The organism is Enterococcus sp. AMC2644 (assembly GCF_058216475.1).
Genome location: NZ_CM177095.1, coordinates 1,844,723 through 1,869,271 on the forward strand (window position 1 = coordinate 1,844,723; position 24,549 = coordinate 1,869,271).

The following is a 24,549-nucleotide window of genomic DNA, read 5'->3' on the forward strand; positions in this document are numbered from 1 at the left end:
AATCAATGTTCTGTAAGTCGTTTTTTGACTACACTAAGATTACTAAGAAAAAAAAGGGGCGTCTAACGATGTTACAAGTAGAAAACTTACGAAAAGTATATGGCCAAAATATGCAATATGAAGCATTAAAGGGAATTAATTTGACAGTAAATGATGGTGAATTTGTTGGAATTATGGGTCCTTCTGGTAGCGGAAAATCTACATTTTTAAATTTAATTGCTACTATCGATCAACCAACAAGTGGGAAAATTTTATTAAATAGTAAAAATCCTAATGATTTGGATCAAGAAAAAATTGCCAAGTTTCGTCGGACTCAATTAGGTTTTGTCTTTCAAGCCTTTAATTTATTGCCAACACTGACAGTCGAAGAAAATATTGTTTTGCCTTTAACTTTAGATGGTGAAAAAGTCGCAGTTATGAAGAAAAAAGTTCGTGATATTGCGCCACGTTTAGGAATAGAAGGCCTATTAAACAAACGTATTGCAGAGATTTCAGGAGGACAAGCGCAACGTGTCGCAGTTGCTCGTGCGATGGTTCATCAACCAGAATTATTGTTAGCAGATGAACCAACTGGAAACTTGGACACAAAGTCATCCAAAGATGTTATGAGTTTGCTACGTCAATTGAATGAAGAAGAACAAGCGACAATTTTATTAGTTACACATGATCCATTAGCAGCAAGCTATTGCCAACGAATTGTATTTATTAAAGATGGTGAATTAGTTCATGACGTTCGTCGTCAAGGTACGCAAAAAGAATTTTATGATGAAATTCTAGTGGATTTAGCAAGAATTGAGGGTGTCGATAATGAATTTTAGACAATTTGTTGTACGAAATACGCTTCGTAATAAACATTTATATTTAGCGTATTTTCTAAGTACATTATTTTCAGTCATGGTCTTTTTTACCTTTAGTGTGATGGCGTTTCATCCATCCTTATCTGGAAATTTAAGTAGCAAAGTTCAAACAGGAATGTTAGGATCAGCGATTATTATTTATGGCTTTGCATTTTTCTTTGTCATGTATTCAATGGGCGTCTTTTTACAGTCACGCAAAAAGGAATTTGGTTTGTTGATGATTCAAGGAATGAGTCCCAAACAACTACGGAAAATGGTTTTTATTGAGAACTTAGTCATTGGTTTTTTTGCAACAGTCGCAGGGAGTTTAGTTGGAATTGGTTTCTCACAAATTATTTTATGGGTCTCTCGTGTAACGTTAGGAATTGACTTTGATTTTTATTTTCCTTTGAAAGCATTAGGTTTAACAATGATTTCATTTTTAATCTTGTTTTTCCTCATCTCTTTCTTCATTCAATTTAGATTACCTAAATTAAATGTTCAAGAATTATTAAAAGCCGGAGAATTAGGTAAAGGCAGTTTTAAGGTTTCACCAATTAAAAGTATTTTAGCAATTCTGTTGATTGGTATCGGCTATGCAGTGGCATTGTTAACTCCAGGAACAGGTGTTATAGTCGCCTTTTTACCAGTTGTTTTTATTGTTATTTTAGGTACCAATTTCTTATTTAATCAATTTAGTGTTTTTACAATTGAAAAAATTAAAAAACGAGAATCTGTTTTTTGGAAAAAAACCAATATGGTTGTTTTTTCTGATTTAGCTTTTCGGATGAAAGACAATGCACGCAGCTTCTTTTTAGTATCAGTTATTTCTACAGTGGCATTTGCGGCAATCGGAACTCTCTATGGGGTGCAAGCAATTTTCTTAGGTGCAGTCGGTTCAGCTCCATATAGTTATTCTACAATTGTCGATGAAGAAAATACGGTTCAACAAGTCGATGCAAGTTTAGCCAAAGAAAAATTAACTGCTGATAAAGCAACCTTTGTTTATTACACTGAAGATGATTATCAATTTATTACAGAAACGGAATATAATAAAGTAGCAAAATTAGTTGGCGAAAAGACGCTACAGGTAAAAAATGAGGCGATTCAACTAAAATCTTCGGCGCCATTTGATGTAACACAATCGCAAGCCACAGTCACAATTAATGATAAGAATTATAAGGTAAATGATTTAGTGGTAACCGATGCACTTTCAATTTATCTTCCAACTTTTGTTGTACCAGATACACAGACAGGAACACAAACAGAAACACAAGAAACGTATTGGGTAACAAAAGGTGCGAAAGAAGCCCAAATTCGTGTTGGAAAAGATTTAGATGAGCAAGGTTTATACAATGTACAGTCTGTTGAATATATGAAAGACACTATCATTAAATCCTATGCACCAGTGCTATTTGTCGGTATCTTTATCGGGATTGTCTTCTTTGTTTCTGCAGGAAGCTTCTTGTACTTCCGTTTATATAGCGACATGGATAGTGATATTGAAAAATTCAAAATGATTTATAAGTTGGGATTATCAAAAAAAGAATTAAAGAAAATGATTTATCAACAAGTGGGGATTTTATTCTTTACCCCCATTATCGTTTCTTTTGTTCATGGTGCAGTGGCTTTAACTGCAATGTATCATATATTTAAGTTAGGAATGCAACTTGCAGGTTGGCAAGTTCTAGGTGTCTTTTTATTGATTCAATTCATCTATTACCTAGTGGCGCGTATTTTTTACTTTAGAAAAGTCTATAAAGGCGTGACTGCTTAATCAAAAAGAGTATGAATAGTGTTATTCATACTCTTTTTTTCTATTTTCAGCGGAAATGAAAGCCTATTCAAATAGAGAAAAGTTATCACCGTTTGCGTTGACTTATTTTAAGGAACGAGCTATGCTTTTAGGCAATATCACTATTAAAAGAGGAGGATGACAAATGGGACGTGTGGTTGTAGGGATTGCTGCAAACGAGTCACTAGATGCAGGCGAAAATTTACATCATTTATCAATTACATATACACCAAGTGGGTATGTCAAAGCGGTACAACAAGCAGGTGGGCTACCAATGGTGATGCCAATTGATTCTGTAGACATGGCAAAAGAATATGTTTCACGAATTGACAAGCTGATTTTAGCTGGTGGGCAAGATGTTTCACCACGTTATTACAAACAAACACAGACCGTTCAAGGAAGCTATTTAGAAAAACGAGATCAATTTGAATTAGCTTTAATGGACGAAGCACTGAAACAAGGAAAACCGGTTTTTGCGGTCTGTCGTGGTATGCAATTAATGAACGTTTTCTTTGGTGGTGATTTAAAGCAAGAACTACATTCTTACACCGAAATTGCACATATGCAAAATCCCATTCCGAAAGAACAACCAGCTCACAAATTATTAACACGAAAAACGAGTATTTTACGTTCAATTTATGGGAAACAAGCAGAAGTAAATTCTTTTCATAATCAGGGCGTGAATCGCGTGGCGGGTGAATTTCAAGAAGCAGCATTTTGCTCAGATGGTTTAGTTGAAGCTATTGAAAATAAACCACGTCGCTTATTGGGGGTACAATGGCATCCAGATTTTGCATTTACTACCCAACCGAAAGAAATGGAAGTTTTTGATTATGTCGTCAATGCATTATAAAAACAGGTATTCAGAAGATAAGGAGAGTATGCAATGAAAAAACTAGGATTTTTGTTAGTTGCATCAACCCTGTTATTAACAGGTTGTTTTGGTGGGGGTAACACAACAGGTAGTAATGCAGGAGAAAATGATAGTTCAACAATTGAGAATGTTAAACAAGAAATCTCTGTTTCACTTTCTGGAGAATTGTCTACATTGGATAGTGCTCAATACACGGATGTGAATAGTTCTGATATGATTGGACAGCTAACAGAAGGATTGTATCGTCTAGATGAAAATAATGATCCAGAACTAGCTTTAGCCAGTTCTGAACCAACTGTCAGTGAAGATGGATTAACGTATACTTTTACATTACGCGATAGTAAATATAGCAATGGTACACCAGTAAAAGCAGAAGATTTCGTCTATGCGTTTCAGTCAGTTGTTGACCCAGAAACAGCATCTAGTAGTAGTAATCGCATGGATATTTTTAAAAATGGTCGGAGCATTCGTGAAGGCGAAAAAGAGGTTACTGAGTTAGGTGTCAAAGCTGTGGACGACAAGACATTGGAGTTACAGTTGGAAGATCCTTTACCATTCTTACCACAAATCTTGACTGGAACACCATTTATGCCTAAACAAAAAGCTTTTGCAGAAGAAAAAGGCAAGTCTTATGGAACAAACGCAGAGAACTTTATTGGCAATGGTCCTTTTGTAATTAAAGGATGGGACGGCAACAATGAGTCATGGACATTAGAAAAAAATCCTGAATATTGGGATAAAGATAATGTAAAATTGGAAACAATTGATGTTCAAGTCGTCAAAGAAATCGCTACTGGCACTAATTTATTTGACGATGGCCAATTGGATTATACGTTGTTAGCTGACACTTATGCACAACAATACCAAGACTCACCACAAGCTAATTTCGAACCAAAAGCTACAGTTGGTTATATTAGTCCAAATCACAAACGTGAAGTAACTGGTAATGTGCATGTTCGTAAAGCTATTTTACAGGCGATTGATAAAGAGAATTTCACAAAAAATATCTTAGCTGACGGTTCGACCGCCTTGAATGGCTTTGTTGCGAAAAACTTCGCCAAGAACCCAAGTAGCGGAGAAGATTTCCGTGAAGAAAATGGAGATATTTTACCTTTTAATGTTGAAGAAGCGCAAAAAAATTGGCAACAAGCCAAAGAAGAATTAGGTAAAGATGAAATTACCTTAGAGCTATTATCAGCTGATACGGCGCTAGCTAAAAAAACCATTGAGTTTATTCAAGGTCAGTTGGAAGAAAATCTCCCTGGATTAAAAATTGAATTGAAATCAGTCCCATTACAAAACCGTTTAGATTTACAAACGCAAAGTGAATTTGATTTAGTTTTTGGAACCTGGACACCAGACTACGCAGACCCCATTGATTTTTTAAATTTCTATGACTCTAAAAGTGGTTTGAACACTTCTGGGTATTCTAATGCAACTTATGACGAGGGACTCCAATCCGCTCGGACAACTTTGGCAAATAGTCCGGATGATCGCTGGCAAGAATTGAAGAAAATGGAAAAATTACTAATTGGTGAAGATACTGCAGTCTTACCGTTATACCAAGGTGCAGTTGCTTATTTAAAAACAGATCGATTAGAAGGACTCCAAGTTTTTCCATTTGGACGAACGGTGTCATTTAGAACAGCTTATGTCACTGAATAAAATTAGTGAAAAATAAATTTAAACGTCAAAACCTCTCGAAAATGAGGTTTTGACGTTTTTTTTAAGAAAATATTGAGAGAATTACGAAAAATATCTTGCATTTTTAATAATTACTGATTAAAATCAAACTTAACTTCAGAAAAAAATGAATTATTCTGAAAATTCACGGATACTTAAGGAGTTTTAATAATGAAGAAGAGATATGCTTATGGTTTTCTGGCTATTTGTGGGTTAGTTCTTGCAGGTTGTACAACAGGCGGAAATAAAACGGATGATAGTGGCGCAGCAGAAGGTACTTCAGGAGCAGCGCAAGAATTTAATGTGATTGTCCAACAAGAAATGCCGACAGCTGACTTATCTGTTGCGACAGATACAATTAGTTTCTCAGCATTAAACAATGTGTTTGAAGGGATTTATCGTTTAGATAAAGACAGCATTCCTCAACCAGCTGGTGCAGCAGAAAAAGCTGAAGTGAGCGAAGATGGTTTAACTTATAAAGTTAAATTACGTGAAGATGCTAAATGGTCAAATGGTGATTCTGTTACAGCTGCAGACTATGTTTATGGTTGGCAACGTACAGTAGCTCCTGAGACAGCTTCTGAATATGCCTCTATGTTTGAAGCCGTTGCAAACGGAAAAGAAGTAGCAGAAGGCTCTAAAAAACCTGAAGAATTAGGAATTAAAGCGGTAGGCGATTATGAGTTAGAAATTACTTTAGCAAAAGCAACACCATATTTTGATTACTTACTAGCATTCCCATCATTCTTCCCATTGCATCAAGCAACAGTTGAAGAATTTGGTGACAAATATGCTGCGACAAGTGCTAATGCTATTTATAACGGCCCATTCACTTTAGATGGTTTTGATGGACCAGGAACAGATACTGAATGGAACTATGTGAAAAATGAAAATTATTGGGATAAAGATACTGTAAAATTAGATAAAATCAACGTAAGTGTTGTTAAAGAGTCAAATACATCACTAAACTTATTCCAAGATGGACAAGCAGATGACGTTATCTTAACTGGTGAATTAGCACAACAAATGCAAAATGATCCAGCGTATATCGTACAACCAGAAGCTTCTACGTACTATTTAGAATTGAACCAAAGAGAAGAAAACTCTCCATACCGCAATGCTGATTTACGTAAAGCAATCTCTTACGCAATTGATCGTGATTCATTAGTTAACTCAATTTTAGGTGATGGTTCACTTGCAGCAGTTGGTTTAGTACCAGAAAAAATGACATTTAGCCCAGTAGATGACAAAGAATTTACTGAAGAAGCTGGAACTGTTTTAGAATACAATCCAGAAAAAGCAAAAGAACATTGGGAAAAAGCGAAAAAAGAACTAGGTATCGACACACTTGAAGCTGACTTATTGGCTTCTGATACAGATTCTACGAAAAAATTAATTGAATATCTAAAAGATACACTTGAGAAAAACTTAGGTGGTTTCAAAGTAAACTTAAGTCCAGTACCATTCTCAGTACGTTTAGATCGTTCAAATGCTGGGGAATTTGACTTAGTAAGTAGCGGCTGGGGAGCAGACTATGCAGATGCAAGTAGTTATACAAACTTGTTTGTAACAGGCAACTCTTACAACCGTGGTGGTTACAGCAACCCTGAATATGATAAAATTGTTGATGCGTCAAACAACGAACATGCAAATGATTCTGCAAAACGTTGGGAAGATTTAGTAAAAGCTGAACAAACACTGATGGCCGATCAAGGTGTTATTCCAGTTTATCAAAAAGCAGAAGCACATTTACGTTCAGAAAAAGTTCAAGGTGTTGTTGCTCATGCAGCAGGCGCGCAATATGATTACAAATGGGTAACTATTGAAGAATAATTTTTTTAATTGAGTAGAAACACAAATAATAATAGGCTGATAACACTACTACGAAGAGTAGGGTTTCAGCCTATGTTATTTACTGCTTGCAATCAATAAAGATAGCAAGGTTAAAAGAAATAAAATACCTGCCGGCTCTAGCCAAAAACGAAAACTAGAACGACCAACTTCTGACAATTTCAAATACTCTGTTTTTGATTTTTGACTGCGTTTTTTGAAGGATGCTTGAAAAAGATCAAAAAATCCGGAAGCAAATACCCAAAGAAAACCGCCAATAATGAGAAACAGCAATGTAAATATAAATAGTGAATCTGATAGAGCACTAAATGAAAAATTTTGTAGGATAACTAAGCGAATAACACTAAACAATGTGCAAACAAGACTAATTACCCACGAACTTTTTTTAAGATACATAAAATTATCCTTTCTTTTAAAAATTGGTATAATAACCAAGGGATAGTTTTAATTTACAGAACTATTGTCTAGAAGTCAAAATAAATTAGGAGGAGCTATCGTGAATAGTTATATCAAATACTTATTAAAGCGTGTATTTTATATGCTGATTACACTATGGTTAATTGCAACAATTACCTTTTTCTTAATGCAATTTCTACCAGGAACACCGTATTCAAATGCAGAAAAATTATCGCCAGAGCAAATTGCTCTCTTGAACAAACAGTTAGGTTTAGATAAGCCTGTAATTGTGCAATACGGACAATACTTAACAAACTTATTAAAAGGAAATTTTGGGATCTCATTCCAATTTAAAAACCAAGCCGTTTCTAGCTTGTTAGGTGGTCGAATTGGTCCATCTATGCAATTAGGGGTTCAAGCTATCATCTTCGGAACCTTCTTTGGAACTATTTTAGGAACAATTTCTGCGATGAAACAAAATTCTTGGATAGATACAAGTGCAACCTTAGTGGCAATCTTGGGACGTTCAATCCCTAACTTCGTATTTGCGGTATTATTACAATACATTTTTGCAATCAAATTACACATTTTGCCAATTGCGAAATGGGATAGTTTTATCTACACTATTTTGCCAACAATCGCACTTGCGATGTCCCCATTAGCCGATTCTGCGCGTTTTATCCGTACAGAAATGGTTGAGGTTTTACACAGTGATTATGTTGAATTAGCACGTGCAAAAGGTTTAAGTCGTTGGGAAATTGCTTTCCGTCATGGATTGCGTAATAGTTTAATTCCATTGTTAACCTTATTGGGACCTTTAGCAGTCGGCTTAATGACAGGTTCATTAGTTGTTGAAAATATTTTTGCGATTCCTGGTATCGGGGAACAATTCGTAAAATCAATCATGACAAATGATTACCCAACCATCATGGCAGTAACAATTTTATATTCAGCAATGTTAATTTTCGTGATTTTTATTGTCGATATCTTATACGGAATTGTTGATCCTCGTATTCGTGTATCAGAAGGGAGTCGTGGATAATGGAAAACGCAAAAAGCACACAAGCGGAAATTAATCAAATTTCAGCTTCTCAATTTGAGCCCTTAGAAAAAAATACTGCGATTGAACGTGAAGTCATTGCGGCACCTTCTTTAAGTTTCTTGCAAGATTCTTGGCGTCGTTTGAAGAAAAATAAAGCTGCAGTTTTCTCTAGTAGCTTATTACTTGTCATTCTTTTCATTTCAATTGTGACAATTTTCTTCTCACCACATGATCCAACCGCACAAAATGTAAACTATATTAACTTACCTCCAAAAATTCCAGGAATCGATATTAATGGATTTAATGGTACAGCAACGGTCGGTGGACAATTAGTTGATAAATATGCAGCAGCTAATGTTCCAGATGATGTATATTTCTTCTTAGGAACAGATGGTTTAGGTCGTGACTTATTAAGCCGTTTATTCATGGGAACACGTATCTCCTTGTTAATTGCGTTTATTGCAGCAATGCTTGATATTATTTTTGGTGTAACATACGGTTTGATTTCTGGTCTTTTAGGAGGTCGCGTGGATAACGTGATGCAACGTATCTTAGAAGTGTTATCAGGTATTCCAAACTTAGTTGTTATGATTTTAATGTTAGTTGTATTTAAACCAGGTATCTTCTCAATCGTTGCCGCAATGGCAATTACTAACTGGATTCCAATGGCACGTATTGTACGGGCACAAACGATGAAATTAAAAGATCAAGAGTTTGTTTTGGCAGCAACAACTTTAGGTGAAAAACGTAGTAAAATTGCATTCAAGCATATCTTGCCAAATATTTCTAGTGTAATTATCGTACAAATGATGTTTAGTATCCCTTCTGCAATTTTCTTCGAAGCCTTCTTGAGCTTCATTGGTTTAGGTTTGAAACCACCAACCGCTTCGTTGGGGATGTTATTGAGTGATGGTTATAAGACATTTAGATTCTTACCATATCAAATGTGGATTCCAGCAGTTGTATTATCAGTAATTATGATTGGCTTTAACTTATTAGCAGATGGACTAAGAGATGCTTTTGATCCGAAAATGAAAGAGTGAGTATGATGAAAAAAATTTTAGAAGTAAAAGATTTAAAAATTTCATTTGAAACCTATGCTGGTAAAGTACAAGCTATTCGTAATGTTGATTTTGATTTATATCAAGGTGAAACTTTAGCTATCGTAGGTGAATCAGGTAGTGGTAAATCCGTCACTACCCGTAGTATCATGGGTTTATTAGCAAATAACGCGGTTGTTGAAAGCGGCGAAATTTTATTTAATGGCTCAGATATTTTGAAAAAATCAGAAAAAGAAATGCAAAAGATTCGTGGAAAAGAAATTGCAATGATTTTCCAAGATCCGATGACATCACTTGATCCGACAATGACAATTGGTAAACAAGTGGCAGAATCATTATTAAAACACAATAAAATTTCAAAAAAAGAAGGCTTGGCGCAAGCTTTAGAATTGTTAAAACTTGTAGGTATTCCTAATGCAGAAAAACGATTGAATAATTATCCACATCAATTTTCTGGTGGACAACGTCAACGTATCGTAATCGCGATTGCTTTAATTTGTTACCCACATATTCTAATTGCTGATGAACCAACCACTGCATTAGACGTAACAATTCAAGCCCAAATTTTAGAACTATTAAAAGAAATCCAAGAAAAAATGAATTCTTCAATTATTTTCATCACCCATGACCTAGGCGTAGTTGCTAATGTAGCTGACCGTGTAGCTGTTATGTACGCTGGAAAAATTATTGAAATTGGTACGGCAGAAGAAATCTTCTACAATCCGCAACATCCTTATACTTGGGGGTTATTAGGATCAATGCCGACATTGGAAGGAACCGGCGATCGTCTATATGCGATTCCAGGTACCCCTCCTGATTTATTGGAACCACCTATGGGCGATGCATTTTACCCACGTAATGAATTTGCTATGAAAATTGATGCGGAACAACAACCACCATTTTTTGAAGTGTCACCAACTCATAAAGCAGCAACTTGGTTATTAGCACCACAAGCACCAAAAGTAACACCGCCAGAAGAAATTCAAATTCGTTGGGCGAAATTTAAAGAAAAAAAACAAGGTAGAGCATAGGAGGGAAAGTCAGTGAGAAAAGTTTTACTAGAAGTTGAAGGCTTAAAACAATACTTTAACGTCGGTCGTAAAGACGAAGTGAAAGCTGTTGATGACATTACTTTCCATATCTATGAAGGAGAGACGTTTGGATTAGTTGGGGAATCAGGTAGTGGTAAATCAACAACTGGACGTACAGTTATTCGTTTAAATCACCCAACAGGCGGTAAAGTAACCTTTGATGGCAAAGACGTAATGAGCTTAAAATCAAAAAAAGAAATGAAAGATTTCCGTCGTGACGTGCAAATGATCTTTCAAGATCCATATGCGTCATTAAACCCACGAATGAAAGTTCGTGACATTATTGCAGAAGGTATTGACGTAAATGGTTTAGCTAAAACTGAAAAAGAGCGTAATGATCGTGTAAATGAACTGTTAAAAACTGTTGGCTTAAATCCAAACCACGGTACACGCTATCCACATGAGTTCTCAGGTGGCCAACGTCAACGTATTGGGATTGCACGTGCGTTAGCGGTAGACCCTAAATTTATTATCTGTGATGAACCAATCTCTGCGTTGGATGTATCCATTCAAGCACAGGTTGTTAACTTATTGCAAGATTTACAAAAAGAACACAATTTAACGTATTTGTTTATCGCACATGATTTATCAATGGTAAAACACATCAGCGATCGAATTGGTGTAATGCACCATGGAAAATTACTAGAAGTAGGTAGCAGTGATGATATCTATTACAATGGCGTACATCCATATACAGAAAGTTTATTATCAGCTATTCCATTGCCTGATCCAGATTATGAGCGTACGCGTCAACGTATCAAATACGTAGAGGATTCAACTGATACGCGTCCTCGTAAGATGCAAGAAATTGCAGAAGGTCATTTTGTTTATGCAACAGATGAAGAGAAAGTAATCTACCAAGAAAAATTAAAGCAAAAACAAAAATAATCAGTGAGTCAATTAATTAAGAGGAAAACAAATGAATGTTTTTCTCTTGATTAATAGTTCAGGATTGCTTATTATGGTACGTATCTGTATAAACTGATTATTCAGAATTTTTAGGAAATTATGGTTGAAGAGGAGATTGGAGTAAGGGGTGGAGAAATGAGCGTATTAAAAGGTTATAAATTTCGCATCTACCCAGATGAAAAGCAAAAAAAATTTTTTATTGAAACATTTGGTTGTGTTAGATTTACATACAATCATTTATTAATTGCTAGACAAACAGGTGTAGCGAGAAATACTACAATGACGCCTGCATCATTGAAGAAAGACTATCCTTTTTTAAAGAAAACAGACAGTCTGGCTTTGGCAAATGCTCAAAGGAACTTAGACCGAGCATTTCGCAATTATTTCAGCGGTCGGGCTGGTTACCCAAAACTGAAAACAAAAAAAAGTACTTGGCAATCTTATACAACAAATAATCAGCAACATACTGTCTACTTAGAAGGAGAACATTTAAAAGTTCCCAAACTAAAAAGTTTAGTACCGATTCATTTGCATCGTGAAGTACGTGGCAAAATTAAGTCGGTGACGATTTCTGCTAGGCGTAATTGTGAATTCTATGCCTCTATTTTATGTGTAGAAGAAGTGGAAGAACTGCCAAAAACAAATGATTTAGTGGGAATTTCATATTGCCCAGATAATTTAATTCAAATTTCTGTAAAAAAAGAATTACCACAAATCAATCAATCCCACTTAATTAAGCAATTAGGGAAAGAACAAAAGAAATTGCAACTAAGAGCAAAAGTTGCGAAGAAACGCAAAGTACGTTTAATTCATGCAAAGAATTATCAAAAACAAAAGGAACGTGTCTTAAAGTTACGTACAATCAAATTGGATCAAAAAAGGAACTTTATCGATCAACTAACGATTAGCTTGGTACGCGATTTTGATTATTTATTTATTGAATCAAAGCCAAAGTTTAGAGATGAATCTGGAGAGTTTTCAGAAGCTGATTGGCAACAATTTATTCAAAGAATTCAATACAAGGGTCGCTGGTACGGAAAAGAAGTTCGTTATATTGAAGTTAAAGAATTGAAAAATGAAAAGTGTAAAGAAATAGAACGTTTAGGTCGCGCACAATTAACTTAGTCATTAAGAACTGAAAGGGACTTCAGGGATCGCCTAGGGTATAGAAAAAATCTTTGCATTTTTGTTTCTAGGAACACTGTCCACTAATTATGAAAAACCGAAAAGAAGCTGTTTTGTCCTCGTGACAAAACAGCTTCTTTGTGCTTAAATTTCTTCGTGAAAAACGTCTTCTTTTAGGCGGTAAATTTTTGATGGTCGACCGATTCCTACTGGTCGTTCTCCAATTTCATCAAAGAAACGCAAAAGGGATTTTTTGAAATTAGAATGGTCAATCGTCCGAAAATCAACACCTAAAAATTTAGCAAATACTTTGCGTGCTTCAGTAATCGTAAAGCTGTCACCTAGAACTTGTAAAACTTGAGGCTCATGCTCCATTTTATTGATGACGCGTTTAAATGCTTTTAAGATAATCTCGCTATGGTCAAAGGCTAGGGTATCTTTACCTAAAGAATGCCCTGTACGCAAATCTAAAATGATTTCAACATCGCCATTAATCAGGTACAACTGATTGTTTTTTCGTTCTAGTGAGAACCAACGAACTTCATTCGCATCATCTCCAGCAGAGAGTGGTTCTTCACCAATAAAAGCAAGATAACTTACCGTTACGACCCAACCTCGCGGATCACGATTTGGTGTGCTAAAGGTATGTAGTTGCTCAATATTTTGGGCAGAAATGGTGACGCTTGTTTCTTCTTTTGTTTCTCTTAGCACACTTTCACCTGTGGATTCATTTGGATTAACAAAACCTCCTGGCAGTGCCCACGATCCACGGTACGGATTGCTTTTTCGTTGGATTAAAAGAACTTTTAATTGATCGTTTTCTTTGTTGTAACACATTAAAACGATATCGACAGTTACAGAAGGTTTTTCGTATTTTGGTTGATCTTGCTGTTGATACCATTCTAGGAATTCTTGTTCGGTCGCATGTTGTTCGTAATAAATTTTTTCTTCGGCTTTGGAAGCAAACGCCATCTTTTTCCCTCCCTAAGTAATCTATTCGTCTTTTCATTGTATCATGCTTTATATAGAAGCTAAAGTCTAGGAAAAAAGAAACATCAGAATTAAATTAAAGAAAAAAAGTGCAAGGTAAGTGGACATTCCTTTTTTATTTTTTTGTTGTAATTGAGTAAAGCCTAGCCCAATAATAGCTAATAAGACAGCCACACGAATCAGCTTCGTCAACATTAAAAAGAGTAGTAGCTGTCCATGGATATTCATATAGCCATAGATCTGTGGATAGAAATTACAAAATAAAATATGGATTGCTGTTAAGATAATAAATAGTAGTAAGAGTGAACGTTCTTTGGTATTCATATAGGCTCCTTTCATTGATCCGACTTATATTATAGCAAAACTTATTTTGTGCGCCAAAAAATTATTTCAGGTAGTATAAATTTAGGAAAGTCAGTTAAAAATAAAAACACACTAACCAAAGTGTGGTATACTAGCAAAGAATAATCTCGTTTAGAGCAAGAGGAGGAGACCCATGGCTGAGAAAGAAACTTTTTATATTACTACGCCAATCTATTACCCAAGCGGCAAATTACATATTGGTAATTCATACACAACAATCGCTTGTGATGCAGTTGCCCGCTATAAAAGATTAATGGGATTTGATGTCTTCTACTTAACCGGAGTAGATGAACATGGACAAAAAATTGAGAAAAAAGCAGAAGAGCTAGGTGTAGAACCACAAGAATACGTTGACCGTATGGCAGCAGATGTCAAAAAATTATGGAAAACTTTGGATATTAGCTATGATAAATTTATTCGTACTACAGATGATTATCATAAAGAAGCTGTAAAAAAAATCTTCCAACAACTGTTAGATCAAGATGATATTTACTTAGGAGAATACGAAGGTTGGTATTCAGTTTCTGACGAAGAATTTTTCACTGAAACGCAATTAGCAGAAGTCTATCGTAATGAAGATGGCAAAGTTATTGGTGGGAAAGCACCAAGTGGTCATGAAGTAGAATTAGTTAAAGAAGAATCTTATTTCTTCCGTATGGGGAAATATGCCGATCGTTTGCTAAACTATTACAACGAACATCCAGAGTTTATTTTGCCAGAGTCACGTAAAAATGAAATGATCAAAAACTTTATCGAACCAGGTTTAGAAGATTTAGCTGTTTCTCGTACGACGTTTAAATGGGGCGTACCTGTCAACGCTAATCCTGAACATGTTGTTTATGTGTGGATTGATGCGTTATCAAACTATATTACTGCCCTAGGTTATGGTTCAGACGATGAAAGTTTGTTTAACAAATACTGGCCAGCAGATGTGCATATGGTTGGAAAAGAGATTGTTCGTTTCCATACGATTTATTGGCCAATTATGTTGATGGCATTAGATTTACCATTGCCGAAGAAAATCTTTGGTCACGGCTGGTTAATGATGAAAGATGGTAAAATGTCTAAGTCTAAAGGAAATGTGGTCTATCCAGAAATGCTAGTGGAGCGTTATGGTTTGGATGCATTACGTTATTATTTATTGCGTTCAGTTCCGTTTGGTAGTGATGGTGTATTCACGCCAGAAGATTTTGTCGCTCGTGTGAACTATGACTTAGCCAATGACTTAGGAAACTTATTAAATCGTACAATTGCGATGATTAACAAATACTGTGAGGGCATTGTTCCTAACTATGCATCAAAAGTAACGCCTTTTGATAGTGAATTATCAACAACCGCAGCAAACGTGGTAGGTCGCTATCACGAAGCGATGGATAAAATGGAATTTAGCACGGCATTGTCTGAAGTGTGGACATTGATTTCTCGTGCCAATAAATACATTGACGAAACGGAACCTTGGGTATTAGCCAAAGATGAAGAACGTAAAGCCGAGCTAGATAGCGTAATGGTTCATTTAGCAGAAAGTTTGCGGATTGCGGCGATTTTATTACAACCAATTATGACTGAAACGCCAGCAAAAATCTTTAGTCAGTTAGGTTTAGATTCCGCAATGGACTTAAAAGATTTACATTTTGGTGAATTTCCAAGTGACACGAAAGTAACAGTCAAAGGTACGCCAATCTTCCCACGTTTAGACATGGAAGTTGAAGTAGAATATATTCAAAAGAAAATGTCTGAAGGAACAAAAAATAATGATGATTCTGTGAAATGGAATCCAGAAGAAACAGAATTAGTTTCAGTCAAAGAAAAAGAAATCAAATATGAAGATTTTGATAAAGTGGAATTAAAAGTTGCTGAAGTTATTGATTGTCAAAAAGTCAAAGGTGCAGATAAATTGCTACAACTCCGTCTAGCAGCTGGCGACAATCAAGACCGTCAGATTTTATCTGGTATTGCCGAATTTTATCCTGATCCAAGCGCATTAATTGGGATGAAAGTGGTAATCGTGGCAAACTTGAAACCACGTAAGATGCGTGGTCAAATTAGTCAAGGAATGATTTTATCTGCCGAAGACGCTTCTGGTAAATTACAAGTTGTGGAAGCACCAAAAGGCATGCCAAATGGTTCAATTATTGCATAATAAAAAAGAGGGTGACACTGAATTCAGTGTTATCCTCTTTTTTATCCAATATCAGCTATAATCGCTTTGCCAAAAGGGTGGATTGCTCCGCTCTTTTTTATTTAAAAATTTAATCTATCTCAACTTGAGCAGGTTTTTTTGCGTTACTTGGATTTTTAATTCCTACAACAAACCCAATCAAAGCAATTGAGAGTAGTACTGTCCAGAAAATAACTTCCCATAAAGTAGAATGTGGGAATGAATGAGGAATAACACCTAATTTTTCATGACCTAATGTTAAGACAGCTAGTTTTACACCAACCCAGCCAACAATTAGAAAGGCAGCTGTTTCTAAAGATGGGAATTTTTCTAGAAGTGTGACAAACCAACGCGCTGCAAAACGCATCATGATTACACCAATAAGGCCACCTAAGAACATGACAACAAATGGACCTGCATTGATACCACCGATGCTAACGTTTCCTAGACTAGGCAACGTAACAGCAATTGCTACTGCTGCTAAAATAGAATCTACAGCAAATGCGATATCTGCCAATTCTACTTTTAAGACAGTCATCCAAAAACCAGATGCTTTTTTCTGAGCTTGCTCTTCATCTGAATGTCCTGAATTAGTAACTGTTTCGTAAATATGTTTAGTGGACATAAACAATAGATAAATCGCTCCGATTGCTTGAATTTGCCAAAAGTTAACTAACACGGTAATTAAGAATATTGCAACGAATCGGAAGATAAATGCTCCGAATAGTCCATATAATAATGCTTTTTGTTGCTGATCTTTGGGTAAATGTTTGACCATTACAGCCATGACAACAGCATTATCAGCTGCTAACAAGCCTTCTAAGACAATCAATACGACCAGTACCCAAGCGTATTGTAATAATATTGCTTCCAATGTAATGTGAATCCTCCTTTAATTTTAAAAAAATGAGAATGATTTATCTTTCATAATAAGACAAATCATTCCCATATGAATACTACCATATCAGCTTATAGTTGTAAATATTCGGATATGAAAGAAAAATTGGATTTTTGCAAAAATCCAATTTTTTTATTACTATTAAAAAAAGATGATAGATTGGAGATGGATAAATTGGGTGAAAATGATGATAAAAAGAAAAATTTCTCAGTATTCAGTCGGATTTCTAAGTCGTTAGGAGTTGAAAAAAAAGAAGAGCTTTCTCAAGAAGAAGTTTCTCCAATTGAAGGTGAATCAACAAAGCAGCAAGTAGATACTGTAACTGACAAAGTTGTTGATTTGGCTGAGAAACAGAAACAAGAAAAGAGTCAAGAAGGCTTAAAGTGGTTAAAGGCTGCGGCAGATTTAGGAGATACGGGAGCGATGAATGAGTTGGCGTATTGTTACCTGACAGGAATTGGCTTAGCGCCTGATCCTGTTGAAGGAGAACTTTGGTTACGTCGTTCTGCAGAATTAGGTGATTTATGGGCAGTTGTAGACTTAGCTGTGCGCTTGTTAGACGGTGAAGGGATTGAGCAAAATTCTTTTGAAGGTGAAAAATGGTTGCATTTAGCAGTTGAACGGCGTGATGCTATTGCAACTAGAGTGTTAGGCTACCGTTTATTACATGGAGACGGCTTAAAGCAAGATAGAGAAGAAGGTTCTCGATATTTGTTTATCGCAGCAGAGGAGCTACACGAATTGGTAGCAATGAGATTATTAGGCCTCTATATGATTAAAGGTGACTTTCTGGCTAAAAACGTTAAACAAGGTGAATACTGGCTGAAAAGAGCAGCAGATGGCGGTGAGAAAGTTGCTATGCGAGAATTGGGTCGCTATCTAATACGTGGGTTTTAATCTACAAAAACAGATTAGCCTGTTTTTATAAGTATAATTAATACATTAGAAAGTCTCGTTTGTATTGGCAATTCTACAGTTTCTTTATTCGAAAAAATTCAAACTTTTGAATAAGGAGCTTGTGGAATTGGTCCAATTATATCTTGATAGAAAAAATGACTTTCAAATTTCTTTTCAGAAAACTGTCAAATGAATTGTCAGAAGAAAAAACATCTTGTATAATAAATTTTGTAATAATTTTTTGTATCATGAGGGAGTAACTTGCAGCACATACGCTGTGGCAACGTCACCAACCGAAAAGAACTTAACTGCTTTTTTTCTGGTGTTGCCTTAATTAGTGAGACTTATGTATGTGTCGCACATACACAAGTCTATTTTTTTTGATAAAAATAGGCAGTATGTAGGCAAAAATTAAAGGAGGAAGAACATGTCAGAGGAAAATGCAAAGAAACAACAACTGTCACAAGCTTTTTACTCTCAAACAGTAGATGCTGTTTTTGAAGAATTAGGTTCACAACCTGAAGGACTTTCTGATAGTGAAGCGAAAAGTCGCTTAACGCAATATGGTGCCAATGAATTAGAAGAAGGCAAAAAGAAAACCATGTTGCAAAAATTCTTAGAGCAATTTAAAGATTTAATGATCCTTGTTTTAATTGCTGCTGCTGCCATTTCAGCGATGGTACCAAATGCAGAAGGTCACCGTGAGTGGGTGGATGCAATTATCATTCTAGCCGTAGTTATTATCAATGCGGTAATGGGTGTTATCCAAGAAGCAAAAGCAGAACAGGCGATTGAAGCTTTACGTGAAATGTCAACGCCTAATGCGAATGTTTTGCGTAATGGTCATAGTGTGACTGTAAATAGTACAGAATTAGTTCCAGGAGATATTGTTTTATTAGAAGCTGGGGATGTCGTTCCAGCAGATCTGCGACTAATCGAAGCAAGTTCATTGAAGATTGAAGAAGCAGCTCTTACTGGGGAATCAGTTCCAGTTGAAAAAGAATTAACAGTTCTTGAAGGCCAAGATATTGGTATTGGTGACCGAATCAATATGGCTTATTCAAACAGTAATGTAACATATGGTCGTGGTAAAGGGCTCGTTGTTAATACTGGGATGAATACCGAAGTTGGTAAGATTGCAGGCATGTTAGCAAATGCTGACGAAACAGAAACACCATTAAAACGTAACTTAAATCAATTAGGTAAATTCTTAACAGCTGCAATTTTAATTATTGCAGTCATCATGTTCTTTGTTGGGACAGTCTTAAATGGTCGTGATTGGGTTGAAATGTTATTAACCTCTATCTCATTAGCTGTGGCTGCGATTCCAGAAGGCTTACCAGCGATTGTAACGATTATCTTAGCCTTAGGAACTCAAGTTATGGCGAAACGTAATGCGATGATTCGTAAATTACCTGCTGTTGAAACACTAGGAGCTACGGATATTATTGCTTCTGACAAAACGGGTACTTTAACATTAAACCAAATGACTGTTGAAAAATTATACTTTGATGACCATCAATATGCGGCATCAGATGATATTTCAGTTGATAACATGGCATTAAAAATTATGAACCTTGCAAATGATACACGTATCGGTCAAGAAGGTAATTTGATGGGTGACCCAACAGAAACAGCTTTAGTTCAATTTGGTCGTGACAAAGGCTTTGATGTTCGTCAAGAAGAACCAAAAGAACCTCGTGTTGCAGATTTACCATTTGATTCAGATCGTAAATTGATGAGTACTATTCATAAATTGGCAGATGGTCGTTTCTTAGTAGCAGTGAAAGGTGCGCCAGACGTCTTGTTAGGCCGTACAAAAGAGGTGCTACTAAACGATAAAGTGTTACCAATGACAGCTGCTGAACAAGAAAAAGTATTATCAAACAACAAAGATATGGCTAAACAAGCCCTACGTGTTTTAGGTATGGCTTACAAATATATTGACGCAGTTCCTGAAAAATTAGTTTCAGAAGAACTTGAAAATGATTTAATCTTTGCCGGATTAGTTGGGATGATTGACCCTGAGCGTGCCGAAGCAGCCGGAGCAGTTAAAATTGCGAAAGAAGCTGGTATTCGTCCAATTATGATTACCGGTGACCACCGTGATACAGCAGAAGCAATTGCCGGACGCTTAGGAATTATTAAACCAGGTGATGATGCTGCCGTTTTAACTGGTGCCGAATTAAATCAAATGTCTGATGCGGAATTAGCACAAAATATTTCAAAATACTCCGTTTATGCTCGTGTATCACCAGAACATAAAGTACGTATCGTAAAAGCTTGGCAACAAGAAGGTAAAGTTGTAGCGATGACTGGTGACGGTGTAAACGATGCACCTTCATTAAAACAAGCCGATATCGGTGTTGGTATGGGGATTACTGGTACAGAAGTTTCCAAAGGGGCTTCTGACATGGTATTAGCAGATGATAACTTTGCAACAATCGTTGTCGCTGTTGAAGAAGGACGTAAAGTCTTCTCAAACATTCAAAAAGCTATCCAATATTTAATGGCTGCAAACTTAGGGGAAGTATTAACACTGTTTATTGCAACCTTATTAGGTTGGGATACGTTATTACCAATTCATTTATTATGGATTAACTTAGTCACAGATACCTTCCCAGCAATTGCTTTGGGAATGGAACCTGCTGAAAAAGATTTAATGGCACACAAACCTCGTGGTAAGAATTCAAACTTCTTCTCAGGTGGAGTGATGAGTAGTATTATCTACCAAGGTATTTTAGAAGCGGCAGCTGTATTATTTGTTTACTGGTCTGCGCTACAATGGCCAGCACATACAGTAGCAAACATGCCAGGGTTGGATGCTACAGGTTTATATGATTTACAGCATGCAGATGCGTTAACAATGGCTTTTGCAACATTAGGTTTGATGCAGTTATTCCACGCATTTAACGTGAAATCTGTTCATCAATCATTGTTCAAAGTCGGCGCATTCCGCAACAAAGCCTTCAACTGGGCGATTCTATTGTCATTTGCATTAATGATGGGAATCATCATTATTCCAGGTCTAAACGATATCTTCAAAGTAACTCATTTAGATTGGTACCAATGGGGAATTGTAGTCGGTGTATCATTTGCGATTATTCCAGTTGTTGAGATTGTAAAAGCAGTTCAACGTGCAATGGGGAAAGAATAAAATAAGTCAAAGTGATTAGCTGTTTTGAACTGACCCAAAATAATAAGACACAATAAAAAAGCACTTTCTGTTGAATTCAATTAAAATGAATTTAACAGGAGGTGTTTTTTGATGGGAACAAGAGTGGCATATCCAATTGAAGTAAAAAATAAGGTGATTGAATTAAAATTATCCGGAATGACAACTAAAGAAATTATGACAGAATTAAATATTAAAAATAAAACACAAGTTGAAACATGGTGGCGTTGGTATAGAAAGGGAGAAACACATAGGTTTCTTCAACCAGTTGGCAAACAATATAGTTTTAACAAAGGACCTGAATATGTATCTGAAATAGAACGATTAAAAGTTGAGAATAGATTTTTAACTCAGCAGTTAGATATCCTAAAAAAGTACAACGAATTGGAAAGGATGTGGAACCCAAAATATTTATAGATTTAGTTTCTAGTATGAAAGGAAAAATGACCGTTACTGAGTTATGTGGTTTATTCAAAATACCTCGTTCTACTTACTATGGCTGGCTTAAAAATAAAAAAATTAGACAATTAACAGATTTAGAATTAGATATACAACAATTATGTTTAGAAAATAAGTATAGATATGGTTATAGAAAAATTACTGCCCTATTAAATAGAAAAAGAAAAGTGAGTAAAAATACTGTTCAACGTATCATGCAAAAATATAACTGGAATTGTAAAGTGAAAGTTAAAAAACGTAAAAAAATGGGACAACCTTTTAAGGTTGTTGAAAACAAACTAAATCGTCAATTTAATTCTAATGAACGATTCCAAAAGCTAGTTACAGATATTACGTATCTACCTTTTGGAAGAAAGCAACTTTATTTGTCTTCTATCATGGATTTGTATAATGGTGAAATCATTGCTTACAATATTGGTGAAAAACAAGATATTAATTTTGTTCTTAAAACTTTAGAACAACTTCCAGAAGTAACCGATTGTTTACTGCATAGTGATCAGGGATCGGTGTACACCTCATATCGTTATCAAGAAGAAGTACAAAGAAAAAGCATTACCATGAGCATGTCCCGAAAAGGGACACCCTCAGATAATGCTTGCATCGAATCGTTTCATGCCTCTCTAAAGTCTGAAACGTTCTATTTAGATAGGCTCAATAATGAACCTACATCTATTGTAATACAGACAGTTATAGATTACATTAATTACTATAATAAAATTCGAATTCAACAAAAATTAGGCTATAAATCTCCGATAGAATATCGTAAATCTATAGCCTAGTATATGCTTTTTTGTTTGTGTCTTAATTTATAGGGTCAGTCCCATTAGCTGTTTAGCTAGTCACTTTTTTTTATGAAAAAATCTTCATCTATTATTTATCCCTAAACGTTTTTGAAAAAGACGTTCTTTCTTTATAATAAAGAAAAGGGGGACTGTGGATGGAAACTGTAACCATTTTATTAGTCGAAGATGAAGAAAGCCTGGCAAGTTTTATTCAAGCGGAATTAACATTTGAAGGCTATAACGTCTCATGGGTAAAAGATGGCCAAGAAGCGTTAGATATATTTGCCAAACAAGAATTTGATTTGATTTTGTTAGATTGGATGTTGCCAAAATACGATGGCATTACTGTGGCTAGACGTATTCGAAAAGAAAGTGATATTCCTATTATTATGATGACTGCACGCAATCAAACAACGGATATTGTAATTGGCTTAGACACAGGCTTGGACGATTATATTACTAAACCGTTCGCTATTGAAGAATTATTTGCGCGAATTCGTGTCATTGAACGGCGCTTAAGCAAACAAGAAACCACAATGATTCGCTACCAAGAGTTATGCTTAGATATTGCTAAACATCAAGTAACTATTGGCGATGAAGAGATTTATTTGACGCCTAAAGAATTTGGAATACTATACGAATTAATGAAAACACCAGAAGAAATAAAAAAACGTGATGAATTATTAAATACCGTATGGGGCTATGATTTTATGGGACAAACCAATGTCGTAGATGTTTATATTCGCACACTTAGAAATAAACTAGGTGAATACGGACTGATGATTCAAACGGTACGTGGTGTGGGCTATGTGTTGAGGGAACTAGATGACAGATAGGAAAAAAGGGGCACAATTTCAGTTAACTAGTCGCTTTGTAGCAATTTTGACTGGCTTATTAGTTATTGTCAACTTAGCTTTTGTCACCATCTCTTTGTCCTCCGTTTATTATTATTTAGCGAATCAAGCCAAAGAAAGTATAACTACCTTAGAGGAAGTACCAAAAGCAACGAATGATTGGGAAGCTTTAGTAGATGTCACGATTGCCAAAAATGAAGAAGATGCCGTCCGGATTTTATTGTCAGATGGTCCTACATACTATTCGAAAGATGGCAAAGAAATTTTTACGGAATTAGCACAAGGAACCGCATTACCAATTTTTAAGGGAATTATTTTAATGGATGATGACATTTATTATTTTCAACGCCATCAACAAAAAGGCCGCACCATCGAAATTGCAATTCATGGGAATACAGTTATCGAAATGATGATGCGGATGTTAGTCATTAGCTTACTGCTAAATCTTTTTGCGGTTTTAATTGGTAGTTGGATTATTTACTTTTTTGTTGGTAAATGGAGTAAGACACTAGAGCAAATGACCCAAGAAATGAAAGAAATCGAACGCACAAATAATCAAGAAAAATTATTGAGTATCCCGGAAACGCCAAGTGAGATTAAGCAAGCCGCGTCATCCTTTAATCAGTTATTGCGGATGCAACGCGAAGCAATGAAACGTGAAGGGCAATTTGTCACAGATGCTTCTCATGAATTGCGCACGCCTTTAACAGCTATTCGTGGTCATGTTCAATTAATCAAACGACGAGGTGCAGCACATCCGGAAGTAATAGCACCTTCAATTGATTTCATTGATAAAGAATCAAAACGTTTAGAAACGCTGACCAATCAATTGTTACTGCTAGGAAAACAGCAGGCCACACAAATTCGCAAAAAAATTGATTTCTCTGCTTTAGTCCAACAAGAAGCTCAAAAATTACAAGCAATTTGTTCTCAAAAAGTAACTGTTGCAGTTCAGGAAAATATTTATATGTATGCAGATGAATTGGAATTACAACAAATTTGTCAAAATTTATTTGAGAATGCTAAAAAATATTCAGCAGCGCATGAGACGATTCATATTCAGTTGCAAGCGAAAAAAACAATTCGATTAGAAGTACGCGATACGGGGGTAGGAATTCCCGATAAAATGAAAGCTCGAATTTTTGAACGTTTTTTCCGTGTGGATAGTTCTCGTTCTAGTAAAGTAGAGGGCTCGGGAATTGGTTTGGCAATTGTGGCATCGATTGTAGAAAAATATCATGGGAAACTATCTGTTACTGACAATCAACCAAAAGGTAGTGTTTTTATAGTAGAGTTTCCTGAAAGATGAA

General features: G+C 35.7%; 20 protein-coding genes. 16 read left to right on the forward strand and 4 right to left on the reverse strand.

Features of this window, described 5'->3' with window-relative positions; all coding sequences use genetic code 11:
* Nucleotides 1–68: 68 nt before the first annotated feature.
* The 5 genes from AC4BC5_RS08950 to AC4BC5_RS08970 all read left to right on the forward strand — a co-directional run bounded on the left by AC4BC5_RS08950 (nt 69) and on the right by AC4BC5_RS08970 (nt 7,021).
* Entirely contained in the window at nt 69–818 is a 750-nt protein-coding gene (locus tag AC4BC5_RS08950) for an ABC transporter ATP-binding protein (RefSeq protein ID WP_490495096.1), read from the forward strand.
* Nucleotides 808–2,613, forward strand: a complete 1,806-nt coding sequence (locus AC4BC5_RS08955; RefSeq protein ID WP_490495097.1) for an ABC transporter permease — start codon at nt 808–810, stop codon at nt 2,611–2,613. Before AC4BC5_RS08950 ends, AC4BC5_RS08955 begins: the two co-directional genes overlap by 11 nt.
* 163 nt (nt 2,614–2,776) lie before the next feature.
* Complete coding sequence (locus tag AC4BC5_RS08960; RefSeq protein ID WP_490495098.1) at nt 2,777–3,484, forward strand: gamma-glutamyl-gamma-aminobutyrate hydrolase family protein; 708 nt, start codon at nt 2,777–2,779, stop codon at nt 3,482–3,484.
* A gap of 33 nt (nt 3,485–3,517) precedes the next feature.
* Nucleotides 3,518–5,170, forward strand: a complete 1,653-nt coding sequence (locus AC4BC5_RS08965; RefSeq protein ID WP_490495099.1) for a peptide ABC transporter substrate-binding protein — start codon at nt 3,518–3,520, stop codon at nt 5,168–5,170.
* A gap of 189 nt (nt 5,171–5,359) precedes the next feature.
* On the forward strand, nt 5,360–7,021 hold the full coding sequence (locus AC4BC5_RS08970; protein ID WP_490495100.1) for a peptide ABC transporter substrate-binding protein: 1,662 nt from the start codon (nt 5,360–5,362) through the stop codon (nt 7,019–7,021).
* A gap of 75 nt (nt 7,022–7,096) precedes the next feature.
* Here the strand turns inward: AC4BC5_RS08970 and AC4BC5_RS08975 are convergent, their stop codons facing one another.
* Nucleotides 7,097–7,435, reverse strand: coding sequence for a DUF3899 domain-containing protein (locus AC4BC5_RS08975; RefSeq protein WP_490495101.1), 339 nt, complete (start codon nt 7,433–7,435; stop codon nt 7,097–7,099).
* 100 nt (nt 7,436–7,535) lie between these two features.
* Between AC4BC5_RS08975 and opp3b the strand changes: the two genes are divergently transcribed.
* From opp3b to AC4BC5_RS09000, 5 genes are all read left to right on the forward strand, one after another.
* Nucleotides 7,536–8,477: an oligopeptide ABC transporter permease gene (opp3b, locus tag AC4BC5_RS08980; protein WP_490495102.1), complete on the forward strand. Its 942-nt coding sequence runs from the start codon at nt 7,536–7,538 to the stop codon at nt 8,475–8,477.
* A complete protein-coding gene (gene opp3C, locus AC4BC5_RS08985; RefSeq protein ID WP_490495103.1) occupies nt 8,477–9,520 on the forward strand; it encodes an oligopeptide ABC transporter permease in 1,044 nt (347 codons plus the stop codon). The genes opp3b and opp3C overlap by 1 nt, the downstream gene beginning before the upstream one ends.
* A 5-nt stretch (nt 9,521–9,525) precedes the next feature.
* Nucleotides 9,526–10,569 (forward strand): ABC transporter ATP-binding protein, encoded by a 1,044-nt coding sequence (locus AC4BC5_RS08990; RefSeq protein ID WP_490497530.1) that lies wholly within the window; start codon nt 9,526–9,528, stop codon nt 10,567–10,569.
* A gap of 12 nt (nt 10,570–10,581) precedes the next feature.
* Complete coding sequence (locus tag AC4BC5_RS08995; protein ID WP_490495104.1) at nt 10,582–11,517, forward strand: ABC transporter ATP-binding protein; 936 nt, start codon at nt 10,582–10,584, stop codon at nt 11,515–11,517.
* 156 nt (nt 11,518–11,673) lie between these two features.
* Nucleotides 11,674–12,663 (forward strand): RNA-guided endonuclease TnpB family protein, encoded by a 990-nt coding sequence (locus AC4BC5_RS09000; RefSeq protein WP_490495105.1) that lies wholly within the window; start codon nt 11,674–11,676, stop codon nt 12,661–12,663.
* 144 nt (nt 12,664–12,807) lie between these two features.
* Here the strand turns inward: AC4BC5_RS09000 and AC4BC5_RS09005 are convergent, their stop codons facing one another.
* Together AC4BC5_RS09005 and AC4BC5_RS09010 are read right to left on the reverse strand one after the other, a co-directional pair.
* Nucleotides 12,808–13,635 carry an NUDIX domain-containing protein gene (locus tag AC4BC5_RS09005; RefSeq protein WP_490495106.1) on the reverse strand — a complete coding sequence of 276 codons (828 nt, stop codon included), beginning with the start codon at nt 13,633–13,635 and terminating at the stop codon, nt 12,808–12,810.
* A 66-nt stretch (nt 13,636–13,701) separates the two neighbouring features.
* A complete protein-coding gene (locus AC4BC5_RS09010; protein WP_490495107.1) occupies nt 13,702–13,977 on the reverse strand; it encodes a hypothetical protein in 276 nt (91 codons plus the stop codon).
* A gap of 172 nt (nt 13,978–14,149) precedes the next feature.
* Here AC4BC5_RS09010 and metG point away from each other — a divergent pair, with 172 nt between their 5' ends.
* Nucleotides 14,150–16,156 (forward strand): methionine--tRNA ligase, encoded by a 2,007-nt coding sequence (gene metG / locus AC4BC5_RS09015; protein WP_490495108.1) that lies wholly within the window; start codon nt 14,150–14,152, stop codon nt 16,154–16,156.
* 109 nt (nt 16,157–16,265) lie between these two features.
* Here metG and AC4BC5_RS09020 read toward each other — a convergent pair whose 3' ends face one another.
* On the reverse strand, nt 16,266–17,048 hold the full coding sequence (locus tag AC4BC5_RS09020; RefSeq protein ID WP_490495109.1) for a TerC family protein: 783 nt from the start codon (nt 17,046–17,048) through the stop codon (nt 16,266–16,268).
* Nucleotides 17,049–17,237: 189 nt separating this feature from the next.
* Here AC4BC5_RS09020 and AC4BC5_RS09025 point away from each other — a divergent pair, with 189 nt between their 5' ends.
* The 5 genes from AC4BC5_RS09025 to AC4BC5_RS09045 all read left to right on the forward strand — a co-directional run bounded on the left by AC4BC5_RS09025 (nt 17,238) and on the right by AC4BC5_RS09045 (nt 24,548).
* Nucleotides 17,238–17,969, forward strand: a complete 732-nt coding sequence (locus tag AC4BC5_RS09025; RefSeq protein ID WP_490495110.1) for a tetratricopeptide repeat protein — start codon at nt 17,238–17,240, stop codon at nt 17,967–17,969.
* A gap of 427 nt (nt 17,970–18,396) precedes the next feature.
* Entirely contained in the window at nt 18,397–21,126 is a 2,730-nt protein-coding gene (locus AC4BC5_RS09030; protein WP_490495111.1) for a cation-translocating P-type ATPase, read from the forward strand.
* 111 nt (nt 21,127–21,237) lie between these two features.
* Nucleotides 21,238–22,382 (forward strand): IS3 family transposase gene (locus AC4BC5_RS09035; protein WP_490494800.1). Its coding sequence is split into 2 segments (ribosomal slippage): nt 21,238–21,511 and nt 21,511–22,382, totalling 1,146 coding nucleotides; the frame shifts between segments, so codons are not numbered across the junction.
* Between the two features lie 158 nt (nt 22,383–22,540).
* Entirely contained in the window at nt 22,541–23,221 is a 681-nt protein-coding gene (locus AC4BC5_RS09040; protein WP_490495112.1) for a response regulator transcription factor, read from the forward strand.
* The gene (locus AC4BC5_RS09045) at nt 23,211–24,548 is read left to right on the forward strand and encodes a sensor histidine kinase (protein ID WP_490495113.1); all 1,338 of its coding nucleotides are present in this window, start codon (nt 23,211–23,213) and stop codon (nt 24,546–24,548) included. Before AC4BC5_RS09040 ends, AC4BC5_RS09045 begins: the two co-directional genes overlap by 11 nt.
* Nucleotide 24,549 lies beyond the last annotated feature (1 nt).

What these genes read in the sequence shown, in the direction of transcription:
- AC4BC5_RS08970 (WP_490495100.1), top strand. Translation starts at nt 5,360, where the DNA reads ATGAAGAAGAGATATGCTTATGGTTTTCTGGCTATTTGTGGGTTAGTT.
- AC4BC5_RS09045 (WP_490495113.1), top strand. Translation starts at nt 23,211, where the DNA reads ATGACAGATAGGAAAAAAGGGGCACAATTTCAGTTAACTAGTCGCTTT.
- AC4BC5_RS09010 (WP_490495107.1), bottom strand. Translation starts at nt 13,977, where the DNA reads ATGAATACCAAAGAACGTTCACTCTTACTACTATTTATTATCTTAACA.
- AC4BC5_RS08990 (WP_490497530.1), top strand. Translation starts at nt 9,526, where the DNA reads ATGAAAAAAATTTTAGAAGTAAAAGATTTAAAAATTTCATTTGAAACC.
- metG (WP_490495108.1), top strand. Translation starts at nt 14,150, where the DNA reads ATGGCTGAGAAAGAAACTTTTTATATTACTACGCCAATCTATTACCCA.
- AC4BC5_RS09025 (WP_490495110.1), top strand. Translation starts at nt 17,238, where the DNA reads ATGGATAAATTGGGTGAAAATGATGATAAAAAGAAAAATTTCTCAGTA.
- AC4BC5_RS08960 (WP_490495098.1), top strand. Translation starts at nt 2,777, where the DNA reads ATGGGACGTGTGGTTGTAGGGATTGCTGCAAACGAGTCACTAGATGCA.
- AC4BC5_RS08955 (WP_490495097.1), top strand. Translation starts at nt 808, where the DNA reads ATGAATTTTAGACAATTTGTTGTACGAAATACGCTTCGTAATAAACAT.
- AC4BC5_RS08965 (WP_490495099.1), top strand. Translation starts at nt 3,518, where the DNA reads ATGAAAAAACTAGGATTTTTGTTAGTTGCATCAACCCTGTTATTAACA.
- AC4BC5_RS09005 (WP_490495106.1), bottom strand. Translation starts at nt 13,635, where the DNA reads ATGGCGTTTGCTTCCAAAGCCGAAGAAAAAATTTATTACGAACAACAT.
- AC4BC5_RS09000 (WP_490495105.1), top strand. Translation starts at nt 11,674, where the DNA reads ATGAGCGTATTAAAAGGTTATAAATTTCGCATCTACCCAGATGAAAAG.
- AC4BC5_RS08950 (WP_490495096.1), top strand. Translation starts at nt 69, where the DNA reads ATGTTACAAGTAGAAAACTTACGAAAAGTATATGGCCAAAATATGCAA.
- opp3C (WP_490495103.1), top strand. Translation starts at nt 8,477, where the DNA reads ATGGAAAACGCAAAAAGCACACAAGCGGAAATTAATCAAATTTCAGCT.
- AC4BC5_RS09040 (WP_490495112.1), top strand. Translation starts at nt 22,541, where the DNA reads ATGGAAACTGTAACCATTTTATTAGTCGAAGATGAAGAAAGCCTGGCA.
- AC4BC5_RS08975 (WP_490495101.1), bottom strand. Translation starts at nt 7,435, where the DNA reads ATGTATCTTAAAAAAAGTTCGTGGGTAATTAGTCTTGTTTGCACATTG.
- AC4BC5_RS09030 (WP_490495111.1), top strand. Translation starts at nt 18,397, where the DNA reads ATGTCAGAGGAAAATGCAAAGAAACAACAACTGTCACAAGCTTTTTAC.